This window comes from Hydrogenophaga flava NBRC 102514, from assembly GCF_001571145.1.
GTDB lineage: Bacteria > Pseudomonadota > Gammaproteobacteria > Burkholderiales > Burkholderiaceae_C > Hydrogenophaga > Hydrogenophaga flava.
On the sequence record NZ_BCTF01000015.1, the window covers coordinates 60,399 to 74,281 of the forward strand.

The 13,883-nt window shown below is 66.4% G+C and carries 15 protein-coding genes; 12 read left to right on the forward strand and 3 right to left on the reverse strand.

The window, feature by feature from the left end:
• Positions 1 to 10 precede the first annotated feature (10 nt).
• The 4 genes from pntB (at position 11) to HFL01S_RS14055 (ending at position 4,825) form a co-directional block, all read left to right on the forward strand.
• Positions 11 to 1,429: a Re/Si-specific NAD(P)(+) transhydrogenase subunit beta gene (pntB, locus tag HFL01S_RS14040; RefSeq protein ID WP_066259560.1), complete on the forward strand. Its 1,419-nt coding sequence runs from the start codon at positions 11 to 13 to the stop codon at positions 1,427 to 1,429.
• Positions 1,430 to 1,645: 216 nt separating this feature from the next.
• A complete protein-coding gene (locus tag HFL01S_RS14045) occupies positions 1,646 to 3,343 on the forward strand; it encodes a long-chain-fatty-acid--CoA ligase (protein ID WP_066259767.1) in 1,698 nt (565 codons plus the stop codon).
• Positions 3,344 to 3,407: 64 nt separating this feature from the next.
• Entirely contained in the window at positions 3,408 to 4,157 is a 750-nt protein-coding gene (locus HFL01S_RS14050; RefSeq protein WP_066259561.1) for a 5'-methylthioadenosine/adenosylhomocysteine nucleosidase, read from the forward strand.
• Positions 4,154 to 4,825: a dihydrodipicolinate reductase gene (locus tag HFL01S_RS14055; RefSeq protein WP_066259563.1), complete on the forward strand. Its 672-nt coding sequence runs from the start codon at positions 4,154 to 4,156 to the stop codon at positions 4,823 to 4,825. The genes HFL01S_RS14050 and HFL01S_RS14055 overlap by 4 nt, the downstream gene beginning before the upstream one ends.
• Positions 4,826 to 4,838: 13 nt before the next feature.
• On the opposite strand, the gene corA is transcribed toward HFL01S_RS14055, so the two are convergent.
• Together corA and HFL01S_RS14065 are read right to left on the reverse strand one after the other, a co-directional pair.
• On the reverse strand, positions 4,839 to 5,825 hold the full coding sequence (corA, locus tag HFL01S_RS14060) for a magnesium/cobalt transporter CorA (protein ID WP_066259567.1): 987 nt from the start codon (positions 5,823 to 5,825) through the stop codon (positions 4,839 to 4,841).
• A 178-nt stretch (positions 5,826 to 6,003) separates the two neighbouring features.
• Positions 6,004 to 7,272 carry a patatin-like phospholipase family protein gene (locus HFL01S_RS14065; RefSeq protein ID WP_066259568.1) on the reverse strand — a complete coding sequence of 423 codons (1,269 nt, stop codon included), beginning with the start codon at positions 7,270 to 7,272 and terminating at the stop codon, positions 6,004 to 6,006.
• Positions 7,273 to 7,314: 42 nt separating this feature from the next.
• Here HFL01S_RS14065 and HFL01S_RS14070 point away from each other — a divergent pair, with 42 nt between their 5' ends.
• The 4 genes from HFL01S_RS14070 to hprK all read left to right on the forward strand — a co-directional run bounded on the left by HFL01S_RS14070 (position 7,315) and on the right by hprK (position 10,688).
• Positions 7,315 to 8,541 (forward strand): MFS transporter, encoded by a 1,227-nt coding sequence (locus tag HFL01S_RS14070; RefSeq protein ID WP_066259572.1) that lies wholly within the window; start codon positions 7,315 to 7,317, stop codon positions 8,539 to 8,541.
• A gap of 151 nt (positions 8,542 to 8,692) precedes the next feature.
• Positions 8,693 to 9,022, forward strand: coding sequence for a ribosome hibernation-promoting factor, HPF/YfiA family (gene hpf / locus HFL01S_RS14075; protein ID WP_066259574.1), 330 nt, complete (start codon positions 8,693 to 8,695; stop codon positions 9,020 to 9,022).
• Between the two features lie 140 nt (positions 9,023 to 9,162).
• Positions 9,163 to 9,633: a PTS sugar transporter subunit IIA gene (locus HFL01S_RS14080; RefSeq protein ID WP_066259576.1), complete on the forward strand. Its 471-nt coding sequence runs from the start codon at positions 9,163 to 9,165 to the stop codon at positions 9,631 to 9,633.
• A gap of 104 nt (positions 9,634 to 9,737) precedes the next feature.
• Entirely contained in the window at positions 9,738 to 10,688 is a 951-nt protein-coding gene (hprK, locus tag HFL01S_RS14085; RefSeq protein ID WP_066259578.1) for an HPr(Ser) kinase/phosphatase, read from the forward strand.
• Positions 10,689 to 10,707: 19 nt separating this feature from the next.
• Here hprK and fur read toward each other — a convergent pair whose 3' ends face one another.
• Complete coding sequence (gene fur / locus HFL01S_RS14090; protein WP_066259580.1) at positions 10,708 to 11,151, reverse strand: ferric iron uptake transcriptional regulator; 444 nt, start codon at positions 11,149 to 11,151, stop codon at positions 10,708 to 10,710.
• Between the two features lie 275 nt (positions 11,152 to 11,426).
• On the opposite strand from fur, the gene HFL01S_RS14095 reads away from it, so the two are divergent.
• The 4 genes from HFL01S_RS14095 to HFL01S_RS14110 are packed head-to-tail and all read left to right on the forward strand — an operon-like array spanning position 11,427 to position 13,851.
• The gene (locus HFL01S_RS14095) at positions 11,427 to 11,891 is read left to right on the forward strand and encodes an outer membrane protein assembly factor BamE (protein ID WP_245644816.1); all 465 of its coding nucleotides are present in this window, start codon (positions 11,427 to 11,429) and stop codon (positions 11,889 to 11,891) included.
• Complete coding sequence (gene dapB / locus HFL01S_RS14100; RefSeq protein ID WP_066259588.1) at positions 11,888 to 12,709, forward strand: 4-hydroxy-tetrahydrodipicolinate reductase; 822 nt, start codon at positions 11,888 to 11,890, stop codon at positions 12,707 to 12,709. The genes HFL01S_RS14095 and dapB overlap by 4 nt, the downstream gene beginning before the upstream one ends.
• A gap of 27 nt (positions 12,710 to 12,736) precedes the next feature.
• A complete protein-coding gene (locus HFL01S_RS14105; RefSeq protein ID WP_066259589.1) occupies positions 12,737 to 13,402 on the forward strand; it encodes a MotA/TolQ/ExbB proton channel family protein in 666 nt (221 codons plus the stop codon).
• Entirely contained in the window at positions 13,399 to 13,851 is a 453-nt protein-coding gene (locus HFL01S_RS14110; protein WP_066259592.1) for an ExbD/TolR family protein, read from the forward strand. The genes HFL01S_RS14105 and HFL01S_RS14110 overlap by 4 nt, the downstream gene beginning before the upstream one ends.
• Positions 13,852 to 13,883: the final 32 nt, after the last annotated feature.

Sequence of the window (13,883 nt, forward strand, 5' to 3'; positions counted from 1 at the left end):
GACGAATCCCATGACCTCCAGTCTGGCCACCATGGCCTACATCGGCGCCACCATCCTGTTCATCCTCAGCCTGGGCGGCCTCTCCAACCCCGAAACCGCCCGCCGCGGCAACCTGTTCGGCATGGTCGGCATGACCATCGCCGTGCTGGCCACCGTGCTCGGTCCGCGAGTCACTGCGGCCGGCATTCCGTACATCGTCGGCGCGCTGGTCGTCGGTGGCGCCATCGGCCTGATCGCTGCCAAGAAGGTGCAGATGACGCAGATGCCCGAGCTGGTGGCGCTCATGCACAGCCTGGTGGGCCTGGCGGCCTGCCTGGTGGGCTTCGCCAGCTACGTGGACACCTCCACCGTCTTCGCCACGCCGGCCGAAAAAGCCATCCACGAGATGGAGATCTACATCGGCATCCTGATCGGCGCGGTCACCTTCTCGGGCTCGCTCATCGCGTTCGGCAAGTTGTCCGGCCGCATCGGCGGCAAGCCGCTGCTGCTGCCCGGCCGCCATTTCCTGAACCTGGCTGGCCTGCTGGTCGTCATCTGGTTCGGCCGCGCCTTTTTGAACGCGCACGACATCCAGGCCGGCATGACGCCGCTGATCGTGATGACGGTGATCGCGCTGCTGTTCGGCATCCACATGGTGATGGCCATCGGCGGCGCCGACATGCCCGTCGTGGTCTCGATGCTCAACAGCTACTCCGGCTGGGCGGCTGCGGCCACCGGCTTCATGCTCAGCAACGACCTGCTGATCGTGGTCGGTGCGCTGGTGGGCTCCTCGGGCGCCATCCTCAGCTACATCATGTGCCGCGCGATGAACCGCAACTTCATCAGCGTGATCGCCGGCGGTTTCGGCGGCGGTGCGCCCGCACCCAAGGCGGCCGCGGGTGCTGCGGCCGAGCCGCAGGGCGAGGTGACGCCGGTCAGCGCCACGGAAACCGCCGAGATGCTGCGCGAAGCCAAAAACGTGATCATCGTGCCCGGTTACGGCATGGCCGTGGCGCAGGCCCAGCACACGGTGTTCGAGATCACCAAGCTGCTGCGCGAGAAGGGCGTGAACGTGCGCTTCGGCATCCACCCGGTGGCCGGCCGCATGCCCGGCCACATGAACGTGCTGCTGGCCGAGGCCAAGGTGCCCTACGACATCGTGCTGGAGATGGACGAGATCAACGAGGACTTCCCGGACACCGACGTGACCATGGTGATCGGCGCCAACGACATCGTGAACCCGGCCGCGCAGGACGACCCCACCAGCCCGATCGCCGGCATGCCGGTGCTCGAAGTCTGGAAGGCGCGCACCAGCATCGTCATGAAGCGCTCCATGGCCAGCGGCTACGCCGGCGTGGACAACCCGCTCTTCTACAAGGACAACAACCGCATGCTGTTCGGCGACGCCAAGAAGATGCTTGACGAAGTGCTCGCCGCGCTGCGCGGCTGAGGCCGCTGGTCATCCTGCCAAGGCCCGGTGAGTCCGGGCCTTGTTCTTTGGGGCGCTGGCTGGCCGAGCTCTCACTTTTGATAGCGTGAGAGGTTCAAGAATTGCCGCCCGTGGACCATGCGTCAGAATCGCGTCAGGGAAAACACGCGCTCGGGGTTCCGGGCCTGAACGGGAAAATGCATGCTGAACGACAACATCGACCCTGGAGACCCTTTCATGACTGAACCGACGCAGGCGTCCGCCGCCCGCCCCTGGCTGGGCGCGTATCCGGACGGTGTGCCGGCCGACATCGACGTCGAGCAATATCCTTCGCTGGTGCACCTGCTGGAAGAGAGCTTCCAGAAGCACGCCGCCAGCACCGCCTACAGCTTCATGGGCAAGGACGTGGGCTATGCGCAGGTCGACAGCCTGTCGCAGGCGTTCGCGGCCTATCTGCAGGGTCTCGGGCTGGTCAAGGGCGATCGCGTCGCGATCATGATGCCCAACGTGCCGCAGTACCCGGTGGCTGTGGCCGGCATCCTGCGCGCCGGCTTCGTGGTGGTGAACGTCAACCCGCTCTACACCGCGCGCGAACTGGAGCACCAGCTCAAGGACTCGGGCGCGAAGGCCATCGTCATCATCGAGAACTTCGCTGCGACGCTGGAACAGTGCATCTCGGCGACGCCGGTCAAGCACGTGGTGCTGGCCGCCATGGGCGACCTGCTGGGCCTGATCAAGGGTGGCATCGTCAACTACGTCGTGCGCAACGTGAAGAAGATGGTGCCGGCCTTCGACCTGCCGCAGGCGGTGCGCTTCAACGAGGCCATTGCGCGCGGCACGCGCGGCACGCTCAAGCGCCCGGACATCCGGCCCGACGATGTGGCGGTGCTGCAGTACACCGGCGGCACCACTGGCGTCAGCAAGGGCGCGGTGCTGCTGCACCGCAACGTGCTGGTCAACGTGCTGCAGTCCGAGGCCTGGAACGCGCCGGTCATGAGCAAGGTGCCGGTCGGCGAGCAACCCACCAGCGTCTGCGCCCTGCCGCTGTACCACATCTTCGCCTTCACGGTGAACATGATGCTGGGCATGCGCACCGGCGGCAAAGTGATCCTGATTCCCAATCCGCGCGACCTGCCGGCGGTGCTCAAGGAACTGAGCAAACACACCTTCCACAGCTTCCCGGCGGTCAACACGCTGTTCAACGGCCTGGCCAACCACCCCGAGTTCAACACCGTGAACTGGCGCAACCTCAAGGTGTCCGTGGGCGGCGGCATGGCGGTGCAGGGCGCGGTCGCCAAGCTGTGGCTGGAGAAGACGGGCTGCCCGATCTGCGAGGGCTACGGCCTGTCGGAGACCAGTCCCTCGGCCACCTGCAACCCGGTGACCAACACCGAGTTCACCGGCACCATCGGCGTGCCCCTGCCCAACACCTGGCTCAAGTGCCTGGACGACGAGGGCAACGAGGTGCCGCAGGGCCAGCCCGGCGAGATCGCCATCAAGGGCCCGCAGGTGATGGCCGGCTACTGGCAACGCCCCGACGAGACCGCCAAGGTCATGACCGCCGACGGGTTCTTCAAGACCGGCGACGTGGGCATCATGGACACGCGCGGCTACTTCAAGATCGTGGACCGCAAGAAGGACATGGTGCTGGTCAGCGGCTTCAACGTCTATCCCAACGAGGTCGAGGACGTGGTGGCCCAGCTGCCGGGCGTGATGGAATGTGCCGTGGTGGGTGTGCCCGACGAGAAGTCGGGCGAGGCGGTCAAGCTGGTGATCGTCAAGAAGGACCCCGCGCTGACCGAGGCGCAGGTGCGCGAGTTCTGCAAGGCCAATCTCACAGGCTACAAGCAGCCCAAGGTGGTCGAGTTCCGCACGGAGATGCCCAAGACGCCGGTGGGCAAGATTCTCCGCAGGGAGCTGCGCGACAAGAAGTGACGCGGCGCCTGCGACACAATGACAGGGCGGCTTCGGCCGCCTTTGTCATTTCCGGAGCCACTGCATGACCCGAACCGCCATCGTCGCCGCCCTGCACGACGAACTCGCCAGCGTGCTGGCGCTGATGCCCGACGAGCAGAAGGAGGTGGTGGGTGGGCGCGAGTTCTGGGTCGGGCACCTGCACGGGCAGGACGTGGTTGCGGTGTTGTCGGGCATTGGCAAGGTGTCGGCCGCCACGACCGCGGCCCTGCTGATCGACCGCTTCAAGGTGCAGCGCATCGTGTTCACCGGTGTGGCCGGCGGACTGGGCCCGGGCGTGAAGGTGGGCGACGTGGTGCTGGCGCGCTCGTTCCTGCAGCACGACATGGACGCCTCCCCGCTGTTTCCGCGCCACGAGGTGCCGCTCTACGGCCGTGCCCGCTTCGAGGCCGACGCGGCCCTGGCTGACGCGCTGGAGCTGGCCTGCGAGCGCATGCTGCACAGCCTGCCGCAGCAGCTGGGCGCCTCGACGGTGGACGCCTTTGGCCTGCAGGCGCCGCGCCTGCACCAGGGCCTGCTGATCAGCGGCGACCGCTTCGTCGCCACCACCGCCGAGAGCGCGGCGTTGCAGCGCGAGCTGCCTGACGCCCTGGCGGTGGAGATGGAGGGCGCGGCCTTCGCCCAGGTCTGCCACGACTTCGGCGTGCCGCTGGCGGTGGTGCGCACCATCTCCGACCGCGCCGACGACGCGGCGCACGTGGACTTCCCGCGTTTCCTGCGCGAGGTGGCCAGCCGCTACAGTGGCGCGCTGATCGACACCCTGCTGCGCGCATGAACCACCCCTCCATCCTGATCGCCGGCTCCGGCAAGCTGGCGCGCGAACTGCTCACGGGCCTGGCGCCCGACGCCAAGCCATGGAGTGACCGGACGGACGCAGACGGGGTGCGGGCCGTGGTGCATGCCGGCTCCGGGCGCGAACTGCCGGACATCCTGCGCTTCTGCCGCGAGCGCACATTGCCGCTGATCGAACTGTCCACCGGCACCGGGGTTGCGGACCTGGCCGACGGCGTGCCGGTGGTGGTCTGCGCCAACGCCAACCTGCTGATGCTCAAGTTCATGGCCATGCTCGCGCGCAGCGGGCCGTGGTTCCATGGTGAATCCGTGCACCTGACCGAGTCGCACCAGGCCGGCAAGACCTCGGTGCCGGGCACGGCGGTGGCCCTGGCGGCGTCGCTGGGCCTGTCGCCAGAGGCCATCGTCTCGGTGCGCGATCCGGCGCTGCAGTCGACCGATCTGGGCATTCCCCCGGACCACCTGGGTCGCCACGCCTTCCATCGGATCGAGATCGGCGAGGGCGACTGCCGCCTGCGGCTCGAGACGCTGGTGACGGGCGGCTCGCCTTATGCCGAGGGTGCGCGGCGCATCGTCGATGCGGCGCTGGCCCACCCGCTGGAGCCGCGCTGCCACGACGTGGTCGAGTTCATCGACAAAGGCTGGCTCTGACCCCGTTGCGGCTTTACTTGAGCCAGCCGCGCTTGCGGAAGTACAGCATCGGCACCACGGCCGACAGCACCATCAGGCCGAGTGCAAACGGGTAGCCCCACTTCTGGCTCAGCTCGGGCATGTACTGGAAGTTCATGCCATAGAGGCTGGCGATCAGCGTCGGCGGCAGCAGCGCCACGCTGGCCACCGAGAAGATCTTGATGATCTTGTTCTGGTTGATGTTGATGAAACCGACCGTCGCGTCCATCAGGAAGTTGATCTTGTCGAACAGGAAGGCGGTGTGGCCGTCCAGCGAGTCGAGGTCGCGCAGGATCTGACGCGCGTCCTCGAACTGCTCGGCATTCAGCATGCGGCTGCGCATCAGGAAGCTGACCGCGCGGCGCGTGTCCATCACGTTGCGGCGGATGCGGCCGCTCATGTCCTCGTGGCGCGCAATGGCGGCCAGCACCTCGCCGGCCTTGTTGTCCGTCACGTCGCCCGCGAGCACCTGGCGGCTGACCTGTTCCAGGTCGTCGTAGATGTCTTCGAGCGTGTCGGCGCAGTATTCGGCGTCGGCGTCGAACAGCATCAGCAGCACGTCCTTGGCGTTCTCGATCAGGCCGGGCATGCGCCGCGCGCGCATGCGCAGCAGGCGGAACACCGGCACGTCCTCGTCGTGGATCGAGAACAGCACGCCCTGGCTCTTGAGCTCGGCGTTGTGCTGGTTCAGGATGAAAGCGACGCGAATCGCGCGCGGGTTTTCGTCGTCGTCGATCAGGAAGTCCGAGCGGATGTGCAGCTCGCCGTTGTCTTCCTCGAAGAAACGGGCCGATTCTTCGATGTCCTCGTCCATCGCGTCTTCGGGGATGGACAGGCCGAAGTGCTGTTTGACCCAGCGCCGCTCTTCGGGCGTGGGGTTTTCGAGGTCCACCCAGATGGGTTTGAAGCGGGTCAGCTCTTCGAGCGACTCGATTTCTTCCTGGAACAGGCGGCCGTTGGCCAGGGTGAAGACGTTGAGCATGGGGGCTCCCGGGCAAATGGTCTGGCGGAACCGGGCGCAGGTGCGCGCCGGTGGGCGGTTCGGACGGCGCTTTCAGCCGGCCGCCCGCCTTTGCATCAGACGGTCGCGGGGAGGGCTGAAAGCACACGACTGGGCGGTGTGCTTTCCATGAGGAGCTTTCAGAATCGGGAAGCCCGAATTATGGCATCGCCCCGTTGCGCAGCGGGGTGTCGGAATGCGCGAAAAAGGCCTTGATCTCGGCCTGCTTGCGCCAGGCGTCGTGCTCGCCCAGCTCCATCAGGGCGTTGACGAACGGGGGTTCGAACATCAGGTAGCTGGCCAGCGAGGCCGCACTGCCGGCCGCGCCGCGTCCGGTGTCCAGCGCCCCGAGTCCGATCAGCGTGTTGCGGGTTGTTGCCGGCAGGCTGTCGATGTGCTTGTGGGTCAGCTCATCCAGCGAGAAGCTGGGCTGCAGGGCCAGCACCCGCACCGGGTGGTAGGGCAGGGCCGCGGCGAGCCCGTGGGGCAGCTGGGCCAGGGTCTGGCTCACGCGCTGGGCCTGCTCGACGTCGGCCTGCAGGGTGTCGTGGAACACGCTGGCCATCGCATGACCGGCGATGGTGCCTGCCGTGGGTTCGTCGGCCACCCGGGCCGCCAGTCCCGAGCGCTGGGGCTGGCCGGCGCCGATGGCCAGGATGCGACGGGCGCCGAACTGGATCGCGGGCGACAGCGGTGAGAGCTGCCGCATCGAGCCGTCGCCGAAGTGTTCCCGGTGACCGTCGACCCAGAGTGGCACGGCTGGAAACAGGAAGGGGATGGCGCTGGAGGCCATCAGGTGCTCGACCGTGATGGGCTGGAAGTCGGCGCGCCGCCCGGGCCGGTGCCAGGGCTTCAGCGGATGCCCGGGCCGGATCTGGCAGAAGGTCCAGTGCTCGCCGGTGGAGTAGCTGGACGCGGTCACACCCAGGGCCTCCAGGTGCCCGTCGGCCAGACCGAGTTCCAGGCTGCGCAGATCAATGGCCCGGTGGAGGGTGTCCACCAGCGGGAGGGTGTCGAGCAAGGCGCGGTGGCGACGCACCTGGCGTGCGAGCGTGAGCCCGGCGACGATGCGGTTGGCGCGAACCCAGTTGGGCGCATCCAGGCGGTAGACCCGTTCCGAGCGCAGGGCGCTCCAGAACGCGGACAGTTCGTGGAAGGCCTGCAAGCCCTGCGCGGCGTGGCTGGCCAGGAAGGCGGCGTTGAGCGCACCGGCCGAGGTGCCAAACAACCAGCGGAACGGGAAGCCACTGCCGGGCATCGAGCCGGCGCTGCGCCAGTGGCTGTGCATCACGGCGATCGCCTTGAGCACCCCGGCCTGGTAGGCGGTGCGGGCACCGCCCCCCATCAGGACCAGCGCGCAGGCGCCGTCGTCCGTCGGCGCAGGAGCGGGGCTCAGCAGGTTGTAGGTGATCAGCGTATCGAGGGACACAGAAAGGGTCAGCGCTTACATTGGCAGGCTGATTTGAAAATCATGACACAACATTCCCTTGCTCCCATCCGCGAGCGGTGGCTGCTGCTGACCATTGCCGGCATCCAGTTCACGCACATCCTCGATTTCATGATCATGATGCCGCTGGGGCCGCAGTTCACGCAGCTGTTTGGCATTAGCGACGCCCAGTTCGGCCTGCTGGTCTCGGCCTACACCTTCTCGGCAGGTGTTTCAGGGCTGGCGGCGGCGACCTATGTCGACCGCTTCGATCGCAAGCGGCTGCTGCTGGTCCTGTATGTGCTGTTTGCTCTCGCCACGCTGGCGTGCGGCCTGGCGCCTGGCTATGGATTCCTGATGGCCGCGCGCATCGCAGCCGGCCTGTTCGGCGGAGTGCTGTCCGCGCTGTCGCAGACCATCGTGGCCGACGTGGTGCCGTTCGAGCGGCGCGGGCGGGCGATGGGGGTGGTGATGTCCTCGTTCTCGTTCTCCACCGTGGCGGGCGTGCCGATCGGCCTGTTCCTGGCATCCCGCTGGGGCTGGCAGCTGCCCTTCCTGGCGATCGCCGGTCTCAGCGGACTGCTCGCGGTGGCGGCTGCGCTTACGCTGCCACCGCTGCGCGGCCATCTGCGGGCGCACGGTCACCCCTCGGCCTGGCGAGGCATCGGGCGTGTGGTGGTCAATCCGAACCACCTGCGTGCGTTCGGCTTCTCGGCGCTGCTGGTGTTTGCGGGCTTCTGTGTCATTCCCTTCATCACGATCTACCTGCAGTCCAACGCTGGCGTGCTTCCCGAGCAGGTGCCCTACGTCTACCTGGTGGGGGGCGTGGCAACCCTGGTCACGGCGCGCTGGATCGGGCGCCTCACGGACCGCAAGGGCAAGGTGCAGGTGTTCGGTGTCCTGGCGATCACCGTGACGGTGCCGATCCTGGCCATGACGCTGCTGCCACCCTGGCCGCTGCCCGTCATTCTGGTGGGCACCACCGCGTTGTTCGTGTTCCTCAGCGGTCGCATGATCCCCGGCATGGCCCTCATCACCGGGGCCGCCGATCCGGCCCTGCGCGGCACCTTCATGGCGCTCAACGGGGCGGTGCAGTCGGCTTCGATGGGGTTCGCTTCGTTCCTGTCCGGCCTGATCATTGGTCGCGATGCCGCAGGGCAGGTGCAGAACTATTGGGTGGCAGGTGTGATTGGCGTCGGTGCCAGCCTGGCGTCCATCGCGCTGGCGCGCCGCCTGGTCATTCATTCGGCCGCACCCGCGCACCGGGCATGAATGCCAAGGTTTTCTTTGATGCCCTTTGTTGCAGTGCAGGCTTGCGCCCCGGCGCAATCGTGGGCATAGTGGGTTTGAGACATCCCCGAGGCCGCAGGGGGGTCCGCCCACCGGCGGCTTGTGTCAACCCGGAGCATTAGGAGGCTCTTGTATGAACCTGACGATCAGCGGTCACCACCTCGAAGTCACCCCCGCCCTGCGCGGTTACGTCACTTCCAAATTGGAACGCATCTCCCGACACTTCGACCAAGTGGTCGATATGAAGGTGCTGCTGACGGTAGACAACCTCAAGGAAAAAGACCAGCGGCAAAAGGCCGAATGCAACATCCATGTCAAGGGGAAAGACCTGTTCGCGGAATCGGCTCATGCCGATCTGTACGCCGCCGTCGATGAACTGGCCGACAAGCTGGACCGCCAGGTGCTGCGCTACAAGGACAAGGCGCAGGATCACCACCACGATTCGGCCAAACGCCTGATGTGAGTCCCCGCTGCTGCCGGCGGCCTTGGCGCCGCGTGTGCTGCAATGCAACAAGCCGCTTGGAAAGTCAAGCGGCTTTTTTGTGCCTGCTGTCTAGGCAAGCATTCTCAACTCGGCATAATTTGCGCTCCGAAGAGGCCCAAATGAACCGTCTATCCGTGATTCTGCCTGCCACCCAAGTGCTCGTTGGTGTGGACGCAACCAGCAAGAAGCGTGCTTTCGAAGAGGCGGGCCTTCTGTTTGAAACCCTGCATGGTCTCAACCGTGCATTGATCACTGACAGCCTGTTTGCCCGCGAGCGTCTGGGTTCCACCGGGCTGGGCCATGGTGTGGCCATTCCCCATGGTCGCATCAAGGGACTCAAGCAGCCGCTGGCCGCGGTGTTCCAGCTGGGCAACCCGATCGGTTTTGACGCGCCCGACGAGCAACCGGTGCAACTGATGATCTTCCTGCTGGTGCCGGAAGCGGCCACGCAGAAGCATCTGGAAATCCTTTCCGAGATCGCCGAACTGCTCAGCGACAGCCCGCTGCGTGAGCAGATGAAGAGCTCGACCGACGCGGCTGCCCTGCACGCGCTCATCACCGGTTGGCAGTCGGCCCACGCGGCCGCATAAGACTTGCCCGCCCCCACGCTCCAGCGCTGCGCGGGTCGCTGCCCCCCGAGGGGTCTGGTTTTGCTTTGCGGCGGCCCGGCCGCAAGCCCTTCCACCGTCGTTTCATGAAGCCCACCGTTGTCAGCGCCGACGTTCTTTTCGAAGACCACCGTGATGCGCTGAAGTGGCAATGGGTCGCCGGACTCGGGGCGTCCGAGCGCCGGTTTGACGAGGTTGCGGTGCGCGAAGCCCGTTCGGGCGCCGACCTGGTCGGCTACCTCAACTACATCCACCCGTACCGTGTCCAGGTGTTCGGGGAGCGGGAGATGGCCTACCTCACCAGCCCCAGCGACGATGACAACCGGCGCCGCATCGCGCGCATCGTGACCCTGGAGCCGCCTGTGCTGATCGTGGCCGATGCCCAGGCGGTGCCCGATCCGCTGATGGCCATGGCCGAGCGCGCTCAGATCCCGATGTTCGCGACGCCCGAGCCGGCCGCGTTCGTGATCGATGTGTTGCGTGCCTACCTATCGCGGCACTTCGCCGACCGGTCTTCCATGCACGGCGTGTTCATGGACATCCTGGGCATGGGTGTCATGATCACCGGCGAGTCGGGCCTGGGCAAGAGCGAGCTGGGGCTGGAGCTCATCTCTCGCGGTCACGGCCTGGTGGCAGACGACGCGGTGGACCTATACCGCATCAACCAGACCAGCGTGGAGGGCCGCTGTCCCGAGTTGTTGCAGAACCTGCTGGAAGTGCGCGGCATCGGCCTGCTGGACATCAAGGCGATCTTTGGCGAAACCGCGGTGCGCCGCAAGATGCGCCTGCAACTCATCGTGCATCTGGTGCGCAAAGAAACCATGGAACGGGACTACGACCGGATGCCGCACGAGCCCCTTTATCAGGATGTGCTGGGTGTCCCGGTGAGAAAGGCCGTGATCCAGGTGGTGGCCGGCCGGAACATCGCCGTGCTGGTGGAAGCGGCGGTGCGCAACACCATCCTGCAGTTCCGCGGCATCGACACCTACCAGGAGTTCGTCTCGCGTCACCGCGCGGCCATGATGCGCAGCGAATGAACTAGCGGATCGCGGCAGGTCAGCGCTGATCTGCGGGGGCGGTGCGGTGAGGGCAGTCTGCTTTGCTGCAGGTGGCGTACAGCGAGAGCGCGTGCTCCTGCAGAACGAACCCTCGGGTCTTCGCAATCATTTGCTGGCGCTTCTCGATTTCCGGGTCGAAGAACTCCTCGACCCGGCCGCAATCGAGGCACACGAGGTGGTCGTGGTGCTGGCCCTCGTTGAGTTCGTAGACGGCCTTGCCGGACTCGAAGTTGCTGCGCGACAGCAAGCCCGCCTGTTCGAACTGCATCAGCACGCGGTAGACCGTGGCGAGACCAATGTCTGAGTGCTCTTCCAGCAGGATGCGGTAGACGTCCTCGGCCGTCATGTGACGGCGCTTGGCGTTTTGAAAGACTTCGAGAATCTTCAGCCGCGGCAGGGTGGCCTTCAGGCCCGTGCTCTTGAGTTCATCGATGTTGGACATGGCGGCAGAAGCGGGTGGCAATTGGGTGGCCGCCGGATCCCGTCTGGACCCCGGGGCTACAATGGCCGGATCATATCGTCAGCGCGCGGCGGTGGTGCCAATGACCCGGGATTCCCGCGGTCGAGCGCTTTATCTGAGAGTCGCACATGCGCCTGTCTATCTTGAATTCCCTGATGCAGCCGCAGGCCCTTGTTCGCGGTGGCGCATGGCCACGTCCTGCGCTGGTACTGGCTGCATGTGTGGCACTCGGAGCCTGCTCCAGCGTGGGTGAGAAGATGCCTTCTGCGTCCAGCGTGGCGGGTTTCGTGACCCCTTACAAGGTCGATGTTCTCCAGGGCAACGTGGTGACCCGCGAGCAGGCCCAGGCGCTGCAGCCGGGCATGGCGCGCGACCAGGTGCGTGGCGTGCTGGGTTCTCCACTGCTGGCCAGTGTCTTCCATGCCGACCGCTGGGACTACGTGTTCACTCTCAAGCGCCAGGGGCAGCCGCCGCAGCAGCGTAGGGTGACCGTGTTCTTCAAGGGCGATGTCATGGACCGCATCGAGTCGGACGAGCTGCCCAGCGAAACCGAGTTCGTGTCCTCCCTGGATGCCCGTCGCAAGGCCGAGAAGGTGCCGCCGCTGGAGGCCACCGAAGAGCAGCTCAAGGCCTTCCAGGGCCGCAATGCGGGGCCTGCGGCTGCACCGGCCGCACCCACCACCGCTTACCCGCCGCTGGAAACCACAGGGGCACCACGATGAGCCCGGCGACCGATCATCTGCACCGGGTGTGCATCGCCGGTGCCAGCGGCCGCATGGGTCAGATGCTCGTCGAGGCGGTGCGCGGCAGTGGTGACTGCACGCTGAACGGCGCGCTGGACGTGGCGACGAGCACCGCCATCGGCCTCGATGCTGGCGCGTTCTCCGGCAAGTCCACCGGGGTGGCGATCACCGCCGACCTCGCTGCCGGACTGGCGGGCAGCCGGGTGCTGATCGACTTCACCCGTCCCGAGGGCACGATGGCGCACCTCCAGGCCTGCGTGGCGCACAAAGTCAACCTGGTGATCGGCACCACCGGCTTCAGCGATGAGCAGAAGGCGCAGATCGCGGAGGCCGCGAAGTCGATCGCCATTGTCATGGCGCCAAACATGAGCGTGGGCGTGAACGTCACGCTCAAGCTGTTGGAGATGGCGGCCAAAGCCTTGTCGACCGGGTACGACATCGAGATCATCGAAGCCCACCACCGCCACAAGGTCGATGCCCCCAGCGGCACCGCCCTGAAGATGGGAGAGGTGATCGCCGACGCGCTGGGCCGCAATCTCAAGGACTGTGCGGTCTATGGCCGAGAGGGGGTGACGGGTGAGCGCGATCCGTCGACCATCGGTTTTGCCACCGTGCGCGGCGGCGACATCGTGGGCGACCACACCGTGCTGTTCGCCGGCACCGGCGAGCGCATCGAGATTACCCACAAGTCCAGCAGCCGTGCCACCTACGCCCAGGGCAGCCTGCGCGCGGTGCGGTTCCTGGCTGGCCGGTCATCCGGCCTGTACGACATGTTTGACGTGCTCGGCCTGCGCTGAGCGAGGCGGGACAAGGGAGAACGATCCATGGGTAGCGTCTGGCAAACCATCTGGCAGGGCGATGCGGTCAGCCGCGGTGTGGCCCTGCTGCTGTTGGCCATGTCGGTCGCGAGCTGGGTGGTGATCCTCTGGAAGGGCTGGCTGCTGCGCCGGGCTGTGCGCGACGTGCACACCTCGACCGCTGCCTTCTGGCAAGCCGGGTATCTGGACGAGGCACAGCAGCGCCTCAAGGCCTTTGATCCCCGCCGTCTGGTGCTGCCCCTGCTGGAGGCCGCCCGTACCATCGAACAGGCCGCCCCGCAGACGCTGGCCGCCGCTGGCGACCGCTCGCAGCAGCTCACGCGCGTGCTGCGCGATGCGCTGCACCGGGTGCTGCACCGTCTGCAGTTCGGTCAGGTGCTGCTGGCCACAGTGGGCTCCACGGCACCCTTTGTCGGCCTGCTGGGCACGGTGTGGGGCATCTATCACGCGCTTACCGAGATCGGCATCGATGGCAAGTTCCGCATCGAGCAGGTGTCGGGTCCGGTCGGCGAGGCGCTGGTCATGACGGCGGCCGGCCTGGCCGTGGCGATCCCCGCCGTGCTGGCCTACAACGTGCTGGGTCGTCAGATCGCCCGCATCGAGGCGGACCTTGAGGGCTTCGCGCGTGACCTGCGTGAACTGCTGGTGCACCACCAGGAGTGCGCGCAGTGAGCTTCGGGCGACTGGAAAAACCGGGCGGCAACCAGCCGATCAGCGACATCAACGTCACGCCACTGGTGGACGTGATGCTGGTGCTGCTGGTGATCTTCATCATCACCGCGCCGCTGATGTCCAGCCGGCTGGAGCTGGAGCTCCCCAAGGCCGAAGACAAGGCCGCGCAGGTCGAGGAACCCGAGGCCTTCGTGTCGATCAGCGTCGATGCACAAGGTCAGGTCTTCTGGGACGAGCAGCCGGTGGATGCGGCCGCGCTTCAGCAGCGCTTGGAAGAGATCGCCAAGCGGGACCCCGAAACCGAGCTGCAGCTGCGCGCCGACACAGCGGTGCCTTACGGGCGCATGGTGCAGCTGATCGGTATGGCGCAGGCCGTCGGGCTCTCGCGCATCGGTTTTGTGGCCGATCCTGCTACGGGCGCCCCCACCGCTCCGGTGCCAGGCCGCTGAACCGCAAGCCCTAAAATCAGGGGCGACGCAGT

Coding starts and splice junctions, on each gene's coding strand:
- HFL01S_RS14070 (WP_066259572.1), top strand. CDS start 7,315: ATGACACAACATTCCCTTGCTCCCATCCGCGAGCGGTGGCTGCTGCTG.
- HFL01S_RS14080 (WP_066259576.1), top strand. CDS start 9,163: ATGAACCGTCTATCCGTGATTCTGCCTGCCACCCAAGTGCTCGTTGGT.
- HFL01S_RS14055 (WP_066259563.1), top strand. CDS start 4,154: ATGAACCACCCCTCCATCCTGATCGCCGGCTCCGGCAAGCTGGCGCGC.
- hpf (WP_066259574.1), top strand. CDS start 8,693: ATGAACCTGACGATCAGCGGTCACCACCTCGAAGTCACCCCCGCCCTG.
- HFL01S_RS14095 (WP_245644816.1), top strand. CDS start 11,427: ATGCCTTCTGCGTCCAGCGTGGCGGGTTTCGTGACCCCTTACAAGGTC.
- hprK (WP_066259578.1), top strand. CDS start 9,738: ATGAAGCCCACCGTTGTCAGCGCCGACGTTCTTTTCGAAGACCACCGT.
- fur (WP_066259580.1), bottom strand. CDS start 11,151: ATGTCCAACATCGATGAACTCAAGAGCACGGGCCTGAAGGCCACCCTG.
- pntB (WP_066259560.1), top strand. CDS start 11: ATGACCTCCAGTCTGGCCACCATGGCCTACATCGGCGCCACCATCCTG.
- dapB (WP_066259588.1), top strand. CDS start 11,888: ATGAGCCCGGCGACCGATCATCTGCACCGGGTGTGCATCGCCGGTGCC.
- HFL01S_RS14105 (WP_066259589.1), top strand. CDS start 12,737: ATGGGTAGCGTCTGGCAAACCATCTGGCAGGGCGATGCGGTCAGCCGC.
- corA (WP_066259567.1), bottom strand. CDS start 5,825: ATGCTCAACGTCTTCACCCTGGCCAACGGCCGCCTGTTCCAGGAAGAA.
- HFL01S_RS14050 (WP_066259561.1), top strand. CDS start 3,408: ATGACCCGAACCGCCATCGTCGCCGCCCTGCACGACGAACTCGCCAGC.
- HFL01S_RS14045 (WP_066259767.1), top strand. CDS start 1,646: ATGACTGAACCGACGCAGGCGTCCGCCGCCCGCCCCTGGCTGGGCGCG.